The following is a 17,721-nucleotide window of genomic DNA, read 5'->3' as shown; positions in this document are numbered from 1 at the left end:
TACATTATTTGAAGGGCAGCATTTTTGTGGCTGCTTGCCGGTAAAGGTCGTTTTGTTCCTCCTCACGGCGAGTGAAGTCGCCTACTGCTGCGGACAGATCAGGATCTGCAATCCAGTGATTTGACCATGTGGTTATGGGGCGAAATCCGCGTTGAATTTTATGTTCTCCCTGTGCTCCTGGGTCAAACCGCGCTAGCTTGTTGGCGATACAGTACTCAATACCTTGGTAATAGCAGGCTTCGAAGTGTAAGCAGTCATATTCTTCTTCGCAGCCCCAGTAGCGCCCGTAAAGCGTATCGTTGGAACAGAAATAAAGGGCTCCGGCCACAGCGCGCGTATCAAGGTAGGCTAGCACCATAACCACTTGGTCTCCCATGCCGGCGGCGGTAGTGACAAAAAAATCGCGACTCAGGTAGCCACCATGACCACTGCGTTTGGCATAGGTCAGCTGATAAAAGCGATAGAATTGTTCCCATTCTTGCTCGCCAATGCTTGCCCCCGTCAGTGTTTTCAGCACCAGCCCCTGTTCTGCGACACGTCGGCGCTCTTTTTTTAGCGCTTTGCGTTTGCGGCTATTAAATGTCGCGAGAAAATCCTCGAAACAGGCATAGTTATCGTTGAACCAGTGAAACTGGGTGCCGGCGCGGCGATGCAGGCCGGCGTCGAGCAGTGTTTCGCTCATGGTCTCATCGGGAAACAATAGATGCCAAGATGAAATGTGTCGTTTTGCGGCCAGAGCTTTTACAGCGTGAAGCACGGCGCGCAAGCACTGCTCTGCATCAACGTCAGGAGAGACGCACAGGCGCGGCCCTGTGGCGGGAGTGAAAGGTATTGCGGTGAGTAATTTCGGATAATAGACGAGACCACTCTGCCGCCAGGCATCGGCCCAGGACCAGTCGAACACATACTCGCCGTAAGAATGTGCTTTGAGGTAGAGCGGCATAATTGCCACCACTTCGCTGTCACAACGGAGGATTAGATGGCACGGCTGCCATCCGGTTTCTGCTGTTGTGCATCCAGTTGTTTCCAGTCCAAGCAGAAAATCGTGGCGCAGAAACGGATAATCAGTACCGGCGATAGCGTTCCACTGCGCAGCAGAAATTTGGTTGAGGCTGTTGAGAAACTCGGTGGTGAATGCATGTGGGTGCGGAGCCAGGGCCATTGGCGACTCAGGTGCCGTCTGTCAGATAGTTGAGCGCCACGCCGACAAAGATCGTCATGCCCACCCAGTTGTTATGCAGGAAGGCCCTGAAACATTCATCCGCCTTGCGTTCGCGGATCAGGTATTGGTGATAGCCAAACAGCGCGGCAGATACGACCAGCGATGCGTTGTAGTAGAGGCCCAGTCCGAATGCCTGGCCCGCGAGGTAAAGACATATCAGGCTTGATACCTGCAGCAGCGCAATCATGAGGCGGTCGTACTGGCCAAATAATATGGCTGCAGACTTTATGCCTATTTTGAGGTCGTCCTCCCGGTCTACCATGGCGTAGGCCGTGTCGTAGGCCATGGTCCAGAGCAGATTTCCCAGATAGACCAGCCATAGCGCGGGAGGCAGGGCACCACTTTGGGCAGCGAAGGCCATCGGAATACTCCAGGAAAATGCGGCGCCCAATACCAGTTGCGGTAATTGCATGTAGCGTTTCATAAACGGGTAGCTGGAGGCTAGTATCACCGCACCAACAGAGAGTATGACAGTCAATCGGTTGGTGAACAGCACCAGTATGAACGCGAGCAACATCAGCACCACAAACAGGGCCACCGCTTCCCGAACAGTGATTGCCCCGGTCACCAGTGGTCGAGCATTGGTGCGCGCTACCGCACCGTCTAGATTCCGATCAGCGAGGTCATTGATGATGCAACCGGCGGAGCGGGCAAGAAAGGTACCGGCCAGAAAAATAGCCAGTAGTGTGTAGTCAGGCACACCTTGCGCCGCGAGCCAAAGAGCCCAAAGGGCTGGCCACAGCAGGAGTAGGGTGCCGATCGGCTTATCAAAGCGAATCAGTTGCAGCAGTGCATGAGTTTTGGGTGAGGTTGCCATTGAAACCTTTTGCGGCATAGTAAACTGCGTAGCTTACTGGGTTAGCGACATAAATGCAGTGCTGACCTTGCCGCGCTGTGTGCGATGCATCGAAGGTGCAGCTCTCCAAGGGGTAAAAGTCTCCAGGAAAACCTCGCTTACCATCAGCTTTTTCCCGTTGATCTCGAAACGACAGCGACGCCCCCAGGCGAGTCCGGGTTGGCGGAGGTCTTCTGGCAGGTAATCACTGTTTCCCGACATGTGCGAAAGTTCAAAGGGATAGCGGTGCATGCCGGGATGCTTGAATAGAAACGCTCCTAGCGATTTGTTCTGTAACCGTCGCAAGTGTGCCAGGCTGCCATTCAGACTTGTAATGGGAAAGATGCTACGGGCAAATACTACAGCGTTGTCATCCAATAATAGAGCGACCTCGCGCACCAGCGCGACCTGTCTGGGGGGTAGGGCTAATAGCCGGCGCTCGGAGAGTAGCGGTACCTCCCATCCCTGATACAATCGTTTTACACTGAATTCGCCCTGTCCAGACGCTACCAGCCGTGCCGTTAGAGAGCCATTGTCTGTTAACCAGCTGCGCAAATTCGGCGGCAGGGTCTCACGGTCATAGAGCCCTTCGGGCCGCCAGTGGGGCTCAACGGGTATGCGTTTGCGCCACTGCGGGCGGGGCACCAGTGCGGGATTGGACGGTTGCAAACGTATGATATCCTTAATTCGAGTGGCGAGAATGCTTTATCGGGAGTGCGCTTGCAAGAGAGTTGCCGATCCAAATTTCCAGAAGTTTGACGAGAAAAAATCCTTGCACAATTATTGTACAACCCTATAGTGTTCGGTTTCCAAATTTGTCCATTCTTCCGTTGCTGCAAGGTCTTGTATTTTTCGTTCGGCAAATGAAGTCATCCGCAAGCATTATAAAGAGTGAGAAGTAGCATGAGCCAATGGGAATGTATTGTTTGTGGTCTGATTTATGACGAGAAGGAAGGCTGGCCGGACGATGGTATCGCGCCAGGAACCAAGTGGGAGGATGTTCCGGAAGATTGGTTGTGCCCTGACTGTGGTGTTGGCAAGGAAGATTTTGAATTATTAAAAGAGGCACTGGTTGACGATGTGCCCCACCATGAGGAACCTACGGTGGATAAAGTCCATGCGCCGGTGGTTATTCTCGGGACAGGCCTGGCAGGATACGGCTTGGCTAAGGAGTTTCGCAAGCATGATAGCGAAACGCCGCTTATCATTATCACGTCGGACGACGGCCGCTCCTATTCCAAGCCGATGCTGTCCACGGGTTATACCAAAGACCACTCGGCTGATGATCTGGCCCAGTTGGATGCGGGTAGCATGGCACGCCAACTCAAAGCCAGCGTTTGGACTATGACCAAGGTGAACGAACTTGATACCGAGCGTCAGTTGATCAAGGTGGGTGATGCCGAGACTGTAATTCACTACCGGAAATTGGTTCTGGCCGTGGGGGCCGAGGTGATCCGTCCCCCGATTGAGGGCGATGGGCTGGAACTGGTCTATTCCGTCAATGATCTGCTGGACTACGCTGATTTCCGCGTCGCCGTTGCCAAGAATGGTGTAAAGAAGGTGTGCATCATCGGAGGCGGACTGATCGGCTGCGAATACACCAATGATTTGATTAATGGTGGGTTTGAGGTGGAAGCTGTGGATCCTCTTGGCTACTGCCTGCCAACGTTGTTGCCCGAACCTGCGGGTAAGGCAGTGCAGACAGCGTTGGAACAGAAAGGCGCGAAGTTCCATTTCGGTCCTTTGGTAACTGCCGTGAACAAGGCTGAGAAGGGCGTGATTGTGAGCCTTAATAATGGCGAGACCATTGCCGCCGACATCGTCATTTCGGCGGTTGGTGTGCGGCCTCGAACTGATTTAGCCAAGGCCAGCGGTATTGTCGTCAATCGGGGTATTGTTACCAACCGCCTTTTAGAGACCAGCGCCAGCCACGTCTATGCGATGGGAGATTGCGCAGAGGTTGACGGACACGTGTTGGTTTATGTCGCGCCTTTGATGGCGGCAGCTAAAGCGTTGGGCAAAACCCTAGCGGGTCAGCCCACTGAGGTCAGCTACGGGGCCATGCCGGTGACGATTAAAACGCCAGCCTGTCCGGTGGTGGTCGCGCCTGTTGCACGTGGGGCAGAGGGCGATTGGACTATTGTGGCCGACGGCAACAACGTCAACGCGCAGTTCCGTGACAGTGGTGGCAAGCTGCTGGGTTTTGCGCTGACCGGCGAGGCCATTAAAGAGAAAATAATCCTGCAGAAAGAATTGCCGCCGATTATGGCCTGACGTGAGGCTCCATGCGCACCGGCACTGTCGGTGACTGATAACGCTGAGCGTCATGTGAGACGCTGGTTGCGCGACTTTGTTGTCGGCTTGAATCTATGCCCTTTTGCGCGCCCTCTGCTGGGTGCGCCCAACCTGCGTATAGCCGTTTGTGAGGAAACCCAGATAGCAGATCTGCGCAGGGTGCTCCTGCAGGAGCTCGATTTACTTCAGCGCAGTATGGAGCAGGATGTCGCTACTACCCTTGTGGTGTTTCCTCGGGCGCTGCGGAATTTTGAAGACTACCTACAATTCGTCGACGAAGCCCAGGACCTGCTGATTGAATCGGGCCTTGACGGTATCGTGCAGTTGGCTAGTTTTCATCCGCAATATCGCTTTGCGGGAGAGGCTCCAGAGGCTGCCAGTCACTTCAGCAACCGGGCACCCTACCCGCTCATTCATCTGCTCAGAGAAGGTATGGTAAGCCGCGCATTGGAGGACTTTGCCGATCCCGAGCAGATCCCAAATAGGAATATTGAAGCCTTGAGTACTATCGGCGTGGATGAACTGGAGCGGCGCTGGCAGGCGTTATTTCTGCGCTAGCGCCATTGGTTATTAGGGGCAGCTAAAGCGTATTCAAACCTTGGCAAATTGCTGGCCTGAGCCGGTCCAGCGATGAATCAGTGGGTCAGTCCGTTCTGGATAGGATTCACGGATAGCGTTGGCAATAAATTGCACTTCGTCTAACAGGTGACTGTGTGCCGGTAGCGAAGCGATCCTGAACTCCATCAGACCGGTTTGCCGGGTGCCGAGTACTTCGCCTGGGCCGCGCAGTTCCAGATCTTTCTCGGCAATATAGAATCCATCCGAACTTTCCCGCATAACAGACAGGCGCTGTTTGCCGTTGGCAGATAGCGGGGTCTGATACAACAGTACACAGTGGCTGGCTTGTAAGCCTCTGCCCACCCGCCCGCGCAGTTGATGCAATTGCGCCAAGCCAAGCCGCTCGGGGTTTTCAATGATCATCAGGCTAGCATTGGGCACGTCTACGCCGACCTCAATGACGGTTGTGGCTACCAGCAGCGCCAGTTCTCCGCTTTTGAACGCGGCCATTATCGCGGCCTTTTCCAGCGGTTTGAGCCGGCCGTGAATTAGCCCGATTGCCAGATGAGGTAGTCCCGCACGTAATTCTGCAGCGGTCGCCTCCGCCGCTTGTGCCTGCAGTACATCGCTTTCCTCAATGAGGGTACAGACCCAGTAGGCTTGGCGGCCCTCGCTACAGGCGGCCGCGACTCGCGCTACAACGTCCTCTCGTCGGCTGCTATCGATGAGTGCCGTGGTTACTGGAGACCTGCCCGGTGGCAATTCGTCGATTATTGAACAGTCTAGGTCGGCATAGGCGACCATGGACAGCGTTCGGGGAATAGGGGTCGCCGTCATGACCAACTGGTGGGCCCGGCCCTGTTGCGGCGCTGCTTTTTTGGTTAAAGCGAGACGCTGATGAACCCCGAAGCGGTGTTGCTCGTCGACGACAACCAGGCCTAAACATGCGAAGGCCACATTATCTTGAAATAATGCATGAGTGCCGATGACCAAGCTTGCGTCCCCGGAGGCGATGCGCCCTAAAGCGGTTAACCGTTTGTTGCCCTTGGTGCGGCCGCTTAACCATTCCATGGTGATGTTGAAGGGTTCGAACCACTGACAGAAATTACGCCAGTGCTGCTCTGCTAATATCTCTGTAGGGGCCATGATCGCGACCTGGTAGCCGCTGCTAATTGCCTGCAGCGCGGCACCAGCGGCCACCAGGGTCTTCCCTGACCCCACATCGCCCTGCACTAGCCGCATCATTGGAACAGGCTTGGCCAGATCAATAGCGATTTCTTGCAGGACATGGCGTTGAGCGTTCGTGGGTGTGAACGGCAGGCTTGCGAGGAATGCTCCGAGTGCCTCCTTGTTCAGTGGCAGGGCTGGCGCGCCCTCTTCTTGCTGTCGTTCGCGCAGTCGGTGAAGCGATAGGTTGTGCGCCACCAATTCTTCCAGCGCCAGTCGCAACTGGGCCGGATGTTTGCCTTCTCGCAGTAATTCTTGGGCGGCGTCAGGGGGAGGGGTGTGCAGATATTGCAGGGCCTTCGTTAATTCATAGGGGTATTTGCCGCTGGGAGGCAATAACTCATCGACTTGTTCTCTGTGCAGGCGGTCGAGGGCCTGCTTGCAGAGTTTGCGCCACTGGTTTTGGCCGATACCGGCTGTCGTCGGGTAGATCGGGGTTAGGGCCTCCTCTACAGCGACATCCTCGTCTTGTAGTACGCGATATTCCGGATGGTACATTTCCAGGCCACTGCCTCCACGACGCACTTGGCCGAAACAGCGCAGTCGACTGCCGGTTTGTAGGTTGTTTTTCTGCGCGGCGCTAAAATGGAAAAAGCGCAGGGTCAATGTTCCACTGCCGTCCTGGATTCGCGCTACGAGGCTGCGACGGCGCCCAAAGACTACATCCGCTGCTCTCACCTCTCCTTCTATCACTACATCGGCGCCTTCCCTGGCAGTCGCGATGGGGGTGACCCGAGTGCGGTCTTGGTAACGCAATGGGAGGTGAAATAGGAGATCCTCAACGTGCCGAACGCCGTAATCGGCCAGCGTGCTCGCAAGCTTGGGGCCCACTCCACGCAGCTCCTGTACTGAAATGTTGGCGATGCCGTCTATCATTATATTACTGAGGCCGTAGGGCATCGATGAGAATATCGATAGCCTCTGGTCGCGGATAACTCACACGCCAGGCTAAGGCGATGCTGCGGCAGGGTGCTGGACTTTCGAACGGTCGCACGGCCAGTACATTGTTCCCATAGATGGCTTCATTGGCCGCTGATTCTGGCAAGACAGTAATACCCAGACCGCTTGCCACCATGTGCTTTAGGGTTTCCAGAGAGCCGCCTTCTACCACCGTATGGCCCTGCGCATATTTTTCTCGTATGGCGCGTTGCAGCCCAGGGCAGGCTTCCAACACCTGATCGCGGAAACAATGGCCCTCGCCCATTAAAAGTACCGAGTGTTCGGCCAAGCTGCTGGCGTTGATGTGTGAGTGTTCAGTCAGTGGGTGGTCTTGTGGGAGTAACACGACGAACGATTCATCGAAGAGTGTCCGTGTAACTATGTCAGTTTCGGTAAATGGCAGCGCTACAAAAATAGCATCCAGCTCACCGTTGCTTAGTTTGACGCGCAGACTGGCGGTATAGCTCTCCTCGATGAACAGCGGCATGTTGGGGGCCAATTGCTGTAGATGGCCGACCAAGCGTGGGAACAAATAGGGACCCACGGTATAGATCGCGCCGACGGATAGCATACTACCCATTGGATCCTTGCCCTGTTCCGCCAGCAGCCGCAGGTTTTGCGTTTCGCGCAGAACCGTGCGAGCCTGCTCAACAATAAGCTCTCCGGTGGGAGTGGCGGCTACTTTGTGGCGTGCGCGTTCGAATAGGCAGACACCAAGCTCGGCCTCGAGCTTTTTGATGGCGATACTAAGAGTGGGTTGACTGACGCTGCATTGCTCAGCCGCTTTGCGAAAATGACCTGATTCGGCCAGTGCTACAAGGTAGCGCAGTTCTGTTAATGTCATGGGGTCTCGGTCTTGCTAATACAGCCCCTAGTGTAACCAGTGAGTGATTAATATGAAGCACAGTTCTGTTCTAATTGTTGGATGTGGCGATATTGGTATTCGTACCGGTGGACTCCTTATGGCACAGGGTTGGGACGTTGCGGGTGTGAGGCGCGATAGTTCGAAGTTGCCAGCTGAATTTGTCGCTTATGCAGCGAACTACACTCAGTCCGCAAGTTTGGATTTTATAGCGCCGTTAGAGCCGGACTTCGTGATCGCTACATTTAACCCCGCAGACCGAACTCCAGCGGGCTATAAAGCAGGCTTTCAAAACGCTATGAGCCATTTGATCTCTGGTCTGGGCTCGCATCGACCTCGACATATCCTGATGGTAAGCAGTACTCGCGTTTTTGCCGAGGCCCGCGGTGGTTGGGTGAACGACGATAGTCCCCTGACGGATGATGATCCTTGTGCTCTGGCAATAATTGCCGCCGAGCAGCAACTACTGACCTCGGGGCATAATGCGTCAGTGGTGCGATTTGCCGGGATATACGGTATCCCCCGAAGTCGTCTTATGTCGAGGGTGGGCAGGGGGGAGCTATGTCACTCGGAGCCTGTGAGTTACACCAATCGCATTCACCGGGATGATTGTGCGGGCTTTCTCGCGCATCTGTTGCAGCTGGTCGATGTAGGGAAAAAAATCGAGTCTCTCTACATCGGAGTAGATAATGAGCCAGCGCCCCGTTACGAAGTGGAAAGTTGGTTGGCAGGCGCAATGGGGTTAGAGGTGCTGCCGCAGCAGAGATTGCCCGCATCAGTCGATCAACCCACTGGGCGCGGCGAGAGTGGCCATAAGCGCTGTCGCAATAAAGCGCTTCATGACAGCGGCTATCAGCTGATTTATCCCGACTATAAAAGCGGATATAACGCGTTGCTTGCTCAGAATTAAAGCGCGAGGACTGCCTCTATCTCAATCTGCGCATCCCTGGGCAGTGCGACGACCTGCACGCAGGCACGCGCGGGAAAGGGCTCTTTGAGGAAGCGCGCCATGACCTCATTAACCACTGCGAAGTGTGCAAGGTCAGTGAGCGAGATATTGATTTTAACTGCATTTTTCAGGCTGCCTCCGGCCGCATCTGCTATCGCGCTCAGGTTTTGAAAGGCCTGAACTGCTTGTTCTGTTATATCTTCGGACACCAGCTCGGTCGTGCCAGGCACGAGCGGGATTTGGCCGGATAGCCATACCGTATTGCCTACCTTGACTGCTTGCGAATAGGGGCCAATGGCAGCAGGGGCAGCGGGTGTCGAAATGACGGCGCGATTACTCAAGGCAGTTCTCCATTCTATAGGCGGCGCGGGTTGTTTGGCCGTTTAGTTTTTGACGCGGTTAACTTTGTGCACGTGATTGATAGTCCTTAGGCGCTTCATGACTCGGGCCAGATGCACTCTATCGTGTACCAGCATTTCCAAGGTGACATAGGTGAACTGATAGTCCTTGTCCTCAGTGGATATTTTCTCGATATTAACGTTCATACTATTGATGCGAGTGGCGATCACGGCAAGCATCCCGCGACGGTTTTCGACCTCCACACGCAGCTCTGCGGAGTATTCGCCCTCCACATTGTCGTCCCAGCGCAACGCTATTTGCCGTTCGTTATGATCGCGTATATCGGTGAGATTTTTGCATTGCTCTCGGTGCACAACCACACCTTTTTCGAGGCTCAGATAACCCTCAATGGGGTCTCCAGGTATGGGGTGGCAGCACCTAGCATAACTGACCATGAAGCCTTCTGTTCCACAGATGGCTACAGGTTGGACGCTGTCATGATGCTGCTGCAGCGGGTCCTCCTCCAGCCCGCTCAACAGCTGTTGCGCAGTGAATACAGGTAATCGGTTGCCGCGAGCGATATCCACCAGCAGGTCATCCAGGTTTTCATAGTGTTGTTGTGACAGAAAGTCCCAGAGCCTGTCTTCAGCGAGATTTGCCAAATTGGTGCCAAAATCCATGAGCCCCTTATCGAGGAGGCTGCGCCCTAGGGCCACTGAGTCATCCAGAGTCTGACTTTTCAGGAAATGATGAATATTGGAACGAGCCTTGGCCGTGACGGCGTAGTCGAGCCAGGCTGGGTTGGGCTGAGCCCCGGGCGAGGTTAGAATTTCAATGGTCTGGCCGCTTTGCAGAGGCTCGGAGAGTGGGGACAGGCGCCTGTTTATTCGACAGGCTACGCAGCTGTTGCCCACGTCCGTATGCACGGCGTAGGCAAAGTCCACCGGAGTGGCGCGCCGTGGCAGCTCGAGTATGCGGCCCTGTGGGGTAAAGACATAGATTTCATCAGGGAAGAGGTCAATTTTGACGCTCTCGATAAATTCCAGCGAGTTGCCTGCGCGTTGCTGCATCTCTAGCAAGCCCTGCACCCATTCTCGGGCGCGGGCATGACTACTCGTGCTGGACTGGCTGTCAGTTTTGTATAGCCAGTGGGCGGCGATACCCTTATTGGCCATATCTTCCATTTCCTGGGTGCGGATTTGAACCTCGATCGGCACAGCATGCATGCCCATCAGGACGGTGTGGAGGGACTGATAGCCATTGGCCTTGGGGATGGCGATATAATCCTTGAATTCGCCGGGCACCGGTTTGTAGAGGCTATGAATGCAGCCCAGAACGCGGTAACAGGTGTCAACAGAGTCCACGATGATGCGAAAGGCATAGATGTCTGTGATCTCGGAAAAGGACTTGTGCTTGGACTTCATTTTTCTGTAGATGCTATACAGGTGTTTTTCACGTCCAATGACACAAATTTCATGGCCCTCCTGTTCCAGTGTCACTTCAATCTGGTGGCGGACCTGTTCGACGAGCTCCTTGCGATGCCCAACCGATTTTCGCAGAGCGGCGTCTATGCGCCGGGCACGCATAGGATAGAGAGCGCTAAAGCCGAGCTCTTCAAACTCGAGGCGCACGGTATTCATTCCCAAGCGCGCTGCGATAGGGGCGTAAATGTCGAGGGTTTCGCGCGCGATGCGGCGTGCTTTGGTAGATTTCAGCACTCCCAGTGTCCGCATGTTGTGTAACCTGTCGGCGAGCTTTACCAGAATTACGCGAATATCCTGGGCCATGGCCAGTGCCATTTTCTGGAAGTTCTCCGCCTGCTTTTCTTCTAGGGACTGGAATTCCATCTGTGTTAATTTACTGACGCCATCGACCAGCTCAGCGACAGTGGGGCCAAACTGCTCACCAATGGCGGACTTCTCGATACCCGTGTCTTCAATGACATCATGCAGCATGGCTGCGATCAGGCTTTGGTGGTCCATGTGCATGTCGGCGAGGATGCCAGCGACAGCAAGCGGATGGCTTACATAGGGATCGCCACTGTGTCTCTGCTGCCCATAATGCGCCTGCTCGGCAAAAAAGTAGGCGCGATTTACGTGGTTGGCTTGCTCGGTGTTGAGGTAACTACGGAGGGTGATATTTAGGGCATCTAGGGTTTGCATGTTGTTGGCTTGAGACCCGTATCAGAGATGCCCGCGGAGCTTAAAGCGCTTCGCTGGCCTCAAACACTTCTGCCAGCTCTTCTTCGGCCGCTATTTCGCTTGCCCGGCTGAGAATTTCGTTGGTGACTAGCCCTTCAGCAATCTCGCGCAGGGCGATGACAGTGCACTTGTCCGATTCCTCCAGTACCAGAGGGTCTTTCCCGCCGGTGGCCAATTGCCGGGCCCGCTTGCTCGCAACCATGACGAGTTCAAAGCGATTTGCGACGTTTTCCAGACAATCTTCAACGGTTACGCGTGCCATTATTCAATACTTCCCATTTTTGCGTGTGTTACTTCAAGCTTTTGGCTTGGAGACACAGGTTACTGAAGCTGGGGCGCCGTCAATGATGCCGATGCCTCTCTACCCACGGCACAGCGAATCTGTGCCGAAGGAACCCTAAATTATAGCGCAGTATACCGGGGGTACGTCCAGCACTAATGACGCCAGAGGCACTATTTTAGGAGGTTTTGTAACATGCCAGACAGGATTTTCTGCTGGCGAGCGGTGCGCAGGCGTTGACTGGCTACAATACTCTGCAGTTCATCTAGGGCTTGATCGAAATCCTTGTTGACTACGAGGAAGTCACTCTCCACATAATGCGACATTTCTGCTACGGCGGCGTTCATGCGACCCTCGATGATGCTAGGGTCGTCCTGCCCTCTGAGGCTAAGTCGCTGCTGTAGAGCCTGGCGCGACGGCGGTAGGATAAAAATAGACTGAGTTTCGGGCAGCAGCTGCTTGACCTGTCTTGCGCCCTGCCAGTCAATCTCTAAAATGACATCAAGACCGCGCTCGAGCTGCTCTTCCAGCCAGACACTGGACGTCCCATAGAGGTTGCCGAAGACTTGCGCGTGCTCCAGAAACTCAGCTCGATCCAGCATGTCTACAAAGACGTTCTCTGAGACAAAGTGGTAATTGACCCCCTCCTTTTCGGCGGGCCGCATGGGACGTGTTGTGTGTGAGACAGAGACCTGTAGGCCCCCGCAGCGCTCAATGAGGGCATTAACTAGACTTGTTTTGCCGGCTCCTGATGGGGCGGACACAGTGTAAAGTGTTCCGGTGCTTGTCATGTTCGGTTCCTGTTGCGGTAGTGCAAACGCGAGGCGCTACTCAATATTTTGTATTTGTTCGCGCATCTGCTCGATGAGCACCTTTAACTCTACCGCGCTCTGCGTTGTAGTCGCCGATTGCGACTTGGAAGACAGAGTGTTGGCTTCTCGATTCAGCTCCTGCATCAGAAAGTCTAGTCGCCTACCACAGGGGCCGCCCTGTTTGAGAGTGTGCCGGACTTCGCCCAGATGGGCATCGAGACGATCCAGCTCTTCATCCACATCGGCTTTTTGGGCCATGTAGACCAGCTCTTGTTCCAGTCGACCTTGGTCGACTTCTATCTCTAGATTTGCGATTCGATGGATGATTCGGTCGCGCTGATGCTGCATAAGTGCGGGCAGTATCGCGCGCGTGGCATTTACCTCTGCTTCAACCAGAGTCATGCGATCCAGTACCAGTGTCGCTAACTTCTCCCCTTCCCGACAACGGTTTTGCTGCATATTCTCCAGCGCTTTACTGAACAGGGACAGCGCCTCCTTTTGCAGCTGTTCTTCTGATGCTGCTTGGGCAGAGCAGATACCGGGGAACAGCAGTACTTCCAGCGGGCTGATGGGCGCTAAACTGCCCAGCTGCTTCTGGATAATACCGGTAGCGGCCAGTAATGCGTCGAGGCGGGCGGTATCAATATGTAGCGCCTCAGTTTGTGTCTGCTGCAGCTGCAGGCGCAGCAGGCACTCTACTTTGCCTCTGGTCAGAATGGCACCAGCGTACTCCCGCAATTTTGGCTCTAGCGCACGCAGTGCATCAGGTAGTTTAAAGGTGCAATCGAGATAGCGATGGTTAACTGAACGCAGCTCTATCGTCAGTGTGCCTTGCTCAATCTCGGCGCTCTCTCGAGCAAATGCGGTCATGCTCTGAATCATTACAGCCGTTGTTCCATCTCGCTTAACAGGTTACGAGTGTAGCAGTTTGTTATTAGTGCAAACAGGCCGGGTTGTGCAGACGCTCTGCGGCGCTATTTAACTACCTTAGCCTGCCGGCTCGCGTATACTGGCGCGCTTACTAAACACGACGGAGTAAATCCATGCAACGACCTAGTGGGCGCTCAGCTGCGCAACTGAGAGAGATCAACATTACCCGCAACTATACTCGACATGCCGAGGGCTCAGTGCTGGTTTGCTTTGGTGACACACAAGTTATTTGCACGGCGTCAGTGGAAAAGGGCGTTCCGCGCTTTATGCGTGGCCAAGGTCGGGGTTGGGTGACGGCCGAGTACGGCATGCTCCCGCGCTCTACAGGCAGCCGCATGGGCCGGGAGGCCAGTCGCGGCAAGCAGGGCGGGCGGACATTAGAAATTCAGCGCCTGATAGGCCGTTCATTGCGGGCGGCTATTGATTTTTCGAAGCTCGGTGAGAACACGATAACGGTAGATTGTGATGTGATTCAGGCGGACGGTGGCACCCGCACTGCCGCAATTACCGGAGCCTGTGTTGCCGTGGTCGACGCCATTAATTACTTACAGCGCGAGAAACTGATCAAGGATGATCCCTTGTTGCAAATGGTGGCCTCAGTATCGGTGGGAATTTACGAGGGTGTTCCTGTGCTGGACCTGGATTATCCGGAGGACTCTTCGGCGGATACCGATATGAATGTCGTAATGGGGGAGACCGGAGGATTTATTGAAGTACAGGGTACGGCTGAACAGGCGCCGTTTGCCCGCGAGGAGCTTAATGACATGCTGGACTTAGCGTCTGACGGGATACAGCAATTAATTGCCTTACAAAAAGCCGCGTTAGCCTCTGGATAAGCGCGGCGCGGCCGCAGACTAAAGCTCGATATCGTAGTCCATTATGACGGGTGCGTGAGAAGAGAACGGCTTGATCTTGTAAATGGCACCGTAATCTACAGCGTACTTCAGGCCCTGGGAGATCAAATGGAAGTCGGTGCGCCAGCCATTTGTGCCACGTTCGCCATCTGGCCACCAGGTGAACTCGTCCTGATCTGAGCTAACTTCCCGAAATGCGTCAACATAGCCAGACTCTAGCAGCTCGTCCATCCACTGGCGCTCTTCGGCAAGAAAGCCTGATGCAGTGCTATTGCGCTGGCTGTCTTGCACATCTGCTGCACTATGGACGATATTCCAGTTACCACAAATGATGAACTCCCGACGCTTGTTGCGGACTTTTTGCAGGTGGGCGCTGAGGAGCTCGAAAAATTCGTTTTTCCGGGCTTGTTGGGAGGCGTTATCTGGGCCTACCCGCGGGGCTAAAAGGCAGGCCACGCTCAGGTTTTCATAATCTGCCTGTATATAACGACCTTCCATATCAAAGTCGGCGAAACCGAGGCCGGTCATGATTGCCTTGGGCATTTGTCGGCTATAAATAGCAACGCCATTGGCTTTACCGCCTGCATCGTCAAAAAAGTAGGCGTTGTACTCCTCTGGGAAGAAGATTTTGTCCTGCAAGTCATGTTCTGAACATTGTAGATCTTGAATACAGATAAAATCTGCATCTTGCTCACCGAGCCAGTCAAAAACGCCTTTCTCAGCGGCATTTTTAATACCATCCGCACTGATACTAATGATCCTCATTTTTGATCCCTTGATATGAGAGCGTGTATTATCAAGCTTGAGTCACGCGACAATTTAAACATCTCGCCGAGTTCCCGTCGGAATGGTCGTGCGTAAGATGGTTTGGGTTGCTGTTTAGCAGTGCTGCCGACATGGATTATATTGGCGTCGGGAGAAGAATTTACTGCTCGTTTCCTAGTGTTAAAAAGTGGACAAATCCAGATTTGGGTATTCTATAGCGTAACCTGTGGAATACAATGTTTCGTTTAAGGATCTACAGCCGATATGCATGCAGTTCAAACAGAGTTTATTCAGCTTGCCCGCAGACATGAGGTGTTAAAATTCGGTGAATTTACCCTTAAATCAGGTCGCGTAAGTCCCTATTTTTTCAATGCTGGGGCATTTTCAACGGGCGCTGCACTCGCTGCTCTAGGCCGATGCTACGCGCATTGCATTGTGAATTCAGGCGTGCAGTTTGACGTATTACTAGGGCCTGCCTATAAAGGCATTCCCCTGGCCGCGGCGACTGCCATCGCCCTGGCTGACCATTACGGGCTGGATGTACCGTATGCCTACAACCGCAAAGAGGCTAAAACCCACGGCGAGGGTGGTGTGGTGGTGGGGACGCCTTTGCAAGGGCGTGTACTGGTGATCGACGACGTCATTACAGCGGGTACGGCCGTTCGAGAGGTGATCAAGATGATTGATGAGGCCGGCGCCACCCTAGCAGGCGTTGTCATCGGTCTTGATCGGCAGGAGAGGGGGGTGGACCAGTTGTCGGCCATACAGGAGGTGGAGCGAGCTTACGATGCGCCGGTGTTAAGTATCATTAACATGGGCCACATTATTGATTATCTGGAGGCTGAAGATCAGGGGCCTCCGGGCGCTTTGGCCGCTATGCGGCAGTACCGTCAACAGTATGGAGTCTAAGCCGTAGCAAGTGGGCAAGGGGTTTATGTTGAACGCGCGGCGATTTCCTCGTGCGAGTAACGTCCTTCCACCGCATACCTAGCGAATAAAACGAGTGGTTTGGCCAGAAAGTGGCGTGGTGACGGCTTCGCGGAAAAAGCCGTCCATCAATAACTCCCATTGACGGGCCCACTCTGTGGTCGGAAGGCGCTGGAATCCGCTGCGCACATACTGTGATAGGCGTCCTTCTGCTGCCGCTATCAGGAGGTTGGCGGCTGCGGGCAAGGGGATGCTAGGACGCAGACCCTCGCGCAACTCTGCTTCCCGAATGACTTGTTTGAGCTGTGTTTCAAAGCGATCGAATAGTTGTGCCACACGGACGTGCAGGCGTTCGGTTTCCCCCGCCAGCGCATCACCGGTGAGGATGCGGGTAAGCCCGGGATTGCGTTCGGCAAATACGAGTAACAGCATGAGCATTTTTTCGCAGCGCACTGCGGCAAATTGCTCTTCACTCAGAATGATATTGATGCGGCTAAAAAGCGTGTCTTCGATGAATTCGATGAGGCCTTCAAACATTTTTGACTTGCTGGGAAAGTGCCGATACAGAGCGGCCTCGGAGACTCCGACCTGCCTCGCAAGACCAGCTGTAGTGATCCGGCTACCTTGGCCGGCCTCCAGCATATGGGCGAGAGCTTCCAATATTTGCTGGCGCCTTTGGGATTTTCTAGGGGGCATAGCGTTCCATATCGAATAGCGTGTCACCCAATGCTAGCGATTACCCGTCTTGCCTGCAATAAGCGGGACCATAATGGGGGAGAATTTTTATCAGTTTATGCGAGTTAGACGCGTTTATTGGTGATGAGTGTGCCCATCCCCTCGTCGGTGAAGGTTTCCAGCAGTACAGCGTGAGGCACTCGACCATCCACAATGTGCGCGCTAGTGACTCCGAACTTCACTGCATCGAGGGCGCAGCGGATTTTTGGCAGCATACCACCACTGATAGTCCCATCTGCGATCAAGCCATCCACCTGTTCTGTGGTGAGGCCGGTAAGAATGTGACCTTTTTTGTCCAACAACCCGGCGACATTGGTCAGCAGCATCAATTTCTCTGCGTGCATAACCTCGGCCAGTTTTCCGGCAACAAGATCAGCGTTAATATTGTAAGTACTGCCGTCGTCGCCCACTCCGATCGGAGCGATAACAGGAATGAAGTTGCTCCCTAGAATGACCTTTAGCACTTCAGTATCAATCTGGTCGACCTCTCCCACTTGTCCGATATCGACGTTTTCCGATATATCGCGCTCAGAACTGTACTGATTGACCGTGAGCTTGCGCGCCTTAATCATTTGGCCGTCTTTGCCTGTTACACCGATAGCCTTACCGCCGTTGCGGTTGATAGACGAGACTATTTCCTTATTGACGCTGCCACCCAACACCATCTCCACTATGTCCATGGTTTGGGAGTCGGTGACGCGCATTCCATCAACAAACGTTGTTTGAATATTGAGTTTTTCCAGCAGGGCGCCGATTTGCGGCCCGCCTCCGTGCACCACAACCGGGTTCATACCGACCAGTTTCATCAGCACCACGTCGCGGGCAAAGCTTTCGTGGAGCAGCGGGTCTACCATGGCGTTGCCGCCAAACTTGACCACAATCGTTTTGCCGATGAATCGCTGGATATAGGGAAGGGCTTCGGTCAGAACCTGGGCGATATTGAGAGCTTCTGCGCGATCGAGTGACATATCCTGGCCTACTATTAAGCCCG

General features: G+C 54.2%; 18 protein-coding genes. 5 read left to right on the top strand and 13 right to left on the bottom strand.

Annotated elements, in window-relative coordinates; translation table 11 throughout:
- Positions 1-4 precede the first annotated feature (4 nt).
- Genes ABXT62_RS16535 through ABXT62_RS16525 form a run of 3 tightly spaced genes read right to left on the bottom strand, consistent with a single transcriptional unit; the run spans position 5 to position 2,726 of the window.
- Entirely contained in the window at positions 5-1,162 is a 1,158-nt protein-coding gene (locus tag ABXT62_RS16535) for a GNAT family N-acetyltransferase (RefSeq protein WP_415356429.1), read from the bottom strand.
- 7 nt (positions 1,163-1,169) lie between these two features.
- Entirely contained in the window at positions 1,170-2,057 is an 888-nt protein-coding gene (gene ubiA, locus ABXT62_RS16530) for a 4-hydroxybenzoate octaprenyltransferase (protein WP_415356427.1), read from the bottom strand.
- A gap of 15 nt (positions 2,058-2,072) precedes the next feature.
- Entirely contained in the window at positions 2,073-2,726 is a 654-nt protein-coding gene (locus tag ABXT62_RS16525) for a chorismate--pyruvate lyase family protein (RefSeq protein ID WP_415356425.1), read from the bottom strand.
- Positions 2,727-2,960: 234 nt separating this feature from the next.
- On the opposite strand from ABXT62_RS16525, the gene ABXT62_RS16520 reads away from it, so the two are divergent.
- Positions 2,961-4,331, top strand: coding sequence for an FAD-dependent oxidoreductase (locus ABXT62_RS16520; RefSeq protein WP_415356423.1), 1,371 nt, complete (start codon positions 2,961-2,963; stop codon positions 4,329-4,331).
- Between the two features lie 30 nt (positions 4,332-4,361).
- Complete coding sequence (locus ABXT62_RS16515) at positions 4,362-4,910, top strand: DUF1415 domain-containing protein (protein ID WP_415356421.1); 549 nt, start codon at positions 4,362-4,364, stop codon at positions 4,908-4,910.
- Positions 4,911-4,943: 33 nt separating this feature from the next.
- Here the strand turns inward: ABXT62_RS16515 and recG are convergent, their stop codons facing one another.
- A complete protein-coding gene (gene recG / locus ABXT62_RS16510; RefSeq protein WP_415356419.1) occupies positions 4,944-7,037 on the bottom strand; it encodes an ATP-dependent DNA helicase RecG in 2,094 nt (697 codons plus the stop codon).
- Complete coding sequence (locus ABXT62_RS16505) at positions 7,018-7,920, bottom strand: hydrogen peroxide-inducible genes activator (protein ID WP_415356417.1); 903 nt, start codon at positions 7,918-7,920, stop codon at positions 7,018-7,020. The genes recG and ABXT62_RS16505 overlap by 20 nt, the downstream gene beginning before the upstream one ends.
- Before the next feature lie 52 nt (positions 7,921-7,972).
- On the opposite strand from ABXT62_RS16505, the gene ABXT62_RS16500 reads away from it, so the two are divergent.
- Positions 7,973-8,848, top strand: a complete 876-nt coding sequence (locus ABXT62_RS16500) for an epimerase (RefSeq protein WP_415356415.1) — start codon at positions 7,973-7,975, stop codon at positions 8,846-8,848.
- Here ABXT62_RS16500 and ABXT62_RS16495 read toward each other — a convergent pair.
- The 5 genes from ABXT62_RS16495 to ABXT62_RS16475 form a co-directional block, all read right to left on the bottom strand.
- On the bottom strand, positions 8,845-9,228 hold the full coding sequence (locus tag ABXT62_RS16495; RefSeq protein WP_415356413.1) for a RidA family protein: 384 nt from the start codon (positions 9,226-9,228) through the stop codon (positions 8,845-8,847). The genes ABXT62_RS16500 and ABXT62_RS16495 overlap by 4 nt on opposite strands.
- Positions 9,229-9,270: 42 nt before the next feature.
- Positions 9,271-11,388 carry a RelA/SpoT family protein gene (locus ABXT62_RS16490; protein ID WP_415356411.1) on the bottom strand — a complete coding sequence of 706 codons (2,118 nt, stop codon included), beginning with the start codon at positions 11,386-11,388 and terminating at the stop codon, positions 9,271-9,273.
- A gap of 40 nt (positions 11,389-11,428) precedes the next feature.
- Positions 11,429-11,689, bottom strand: a complete 261-nt coding sequence (gene rpoZ / locus ABXT62_RS16485) for a DNA-directed RNA polymerase subunit omega (protein ID WP_415356409.1) — start codon at positions 11,687-11,689, stop codon at positions 11,429-11,431.
- A gap of 191 nt (positions 11,690-11,880) precedes the next feature.
- Positions 11,881-12,498: a guanylate kinase gene (gmk, locus tag ABXT62_RS16480; protein WP_415356407.1), complete on the bottom strand. Its 618-nt coding sequence runs from the start codon at positions 12,496-12,498 to the stop codon at positions 11,881-11,883.
- Between the two features lie 36 nt (positions 12,499-12,534).
- Entirely contained in the window at positions 12,535-13,389 is an 855-nt protein-coding gene (locus tag ABXT62_RS16475; RefSeq protein ID WP_415356405.1) for a YicC/YloC family endoribonuclease, read from the bottom strand.
- 173 nt (positions 13,390-13,562) lie between these two features.
- Here ABXT62_RS16475 and rph point away from each other — a divergent pair, with 173 nt between their 5' ends.
- Positions 13,563-14,285 (top strand): ribonuclease PH, encoded by a 723-nt coding sequence (gene rph / locus ABXT62_RS16470; RefSeq protein ID WP_415356403.1) that lies wholly within the window; start codon positions 13,563-13,565, stop codon positions 14,283-14,285.
- A gap of 18 nt (positions 14,286-14,303) precedes the next feature.
- Here the strand turns inward: rph and ABXT62_RS16465 are convergent, their stop codons facing one another.
- A complete protein-coding gene (locus ABXT62_RS16465) occupies positions 14,304-15,068 on the bottom strand; it encodes an exodeoxyribonuclease III (protein WP_415356402.1) in 765 nt (254 codons plus the stop codon).
- 264 nt (positions 15,069-15,332) lie between these two features.
- Here ABXT62_RS16465 and pyrE point away from each other — a divergent pair, with 264 nt between their 5' ends.
- The gene (pyrE, locus tag ABXT62_RS16460) at positions 15,333-15,977 is read left to right on the top strand and encodes an orotate phosphoribosyltransferase (protein ID WP_415356401.1); all 645 of its coding nucleotides are present in this window, start codon (positions 15,333-15,335) and stop codon (positions 15,975-15,977) included.
- Positions 15,978-16,055: 78 nt separating this feature from the next.
- Here the strand turns inward: pyrE and slmA are convergent, their stop codons facing one another.
- Both slmA and argB read right to left on the bottom strand, forming a co-directional pair.
- The gene (gene slmA / locus ABXT62_RS16455; RefSeq protein ID WP_415356399.1) at positions 16,056-16,691 is read right to left on the bottom strand and encodes a nucleoid occlusion factor SlmA; all 636 of its coding nucleotides are present in this window, start codon (positions 16,689-16,691) and stop codon (positions 16,056-16,058) included.
- 104 nt (positions 16,692-16,795) lie between these two features.
- Positions 16,796-17,698 carry an acetylglutamate kinase gene (argB, locus tag ABXT62_RS16450; RefSeq protein ID WP_415356398.1) on the bottom strand — a complete coding sequence of 301 codons (903 nt, stop codon included), beginning with the start codon at positions 17,696-17,698 and terminating at the stop codon, positions 16,796-16,798.
- Positions 17,699-17,721 lie beyond the last annotated feature (23 nt).

Source organism: Halioglobus sp. Uisw_031 (assembly GCF_047729875.1).
In the GTDB taxonomy this organism is placed as follows: domain Bacteria; phylum Pseudomonadota; class Gammaproteobacteria; order Pseudomonadales; family Halieaceae; genus Marimicrobium.
The sequence above is the reverse complement of the archived record's forward strand: the minus strand, read 5'-3'. Positions and strand labels throughout refer to the sequence as shown.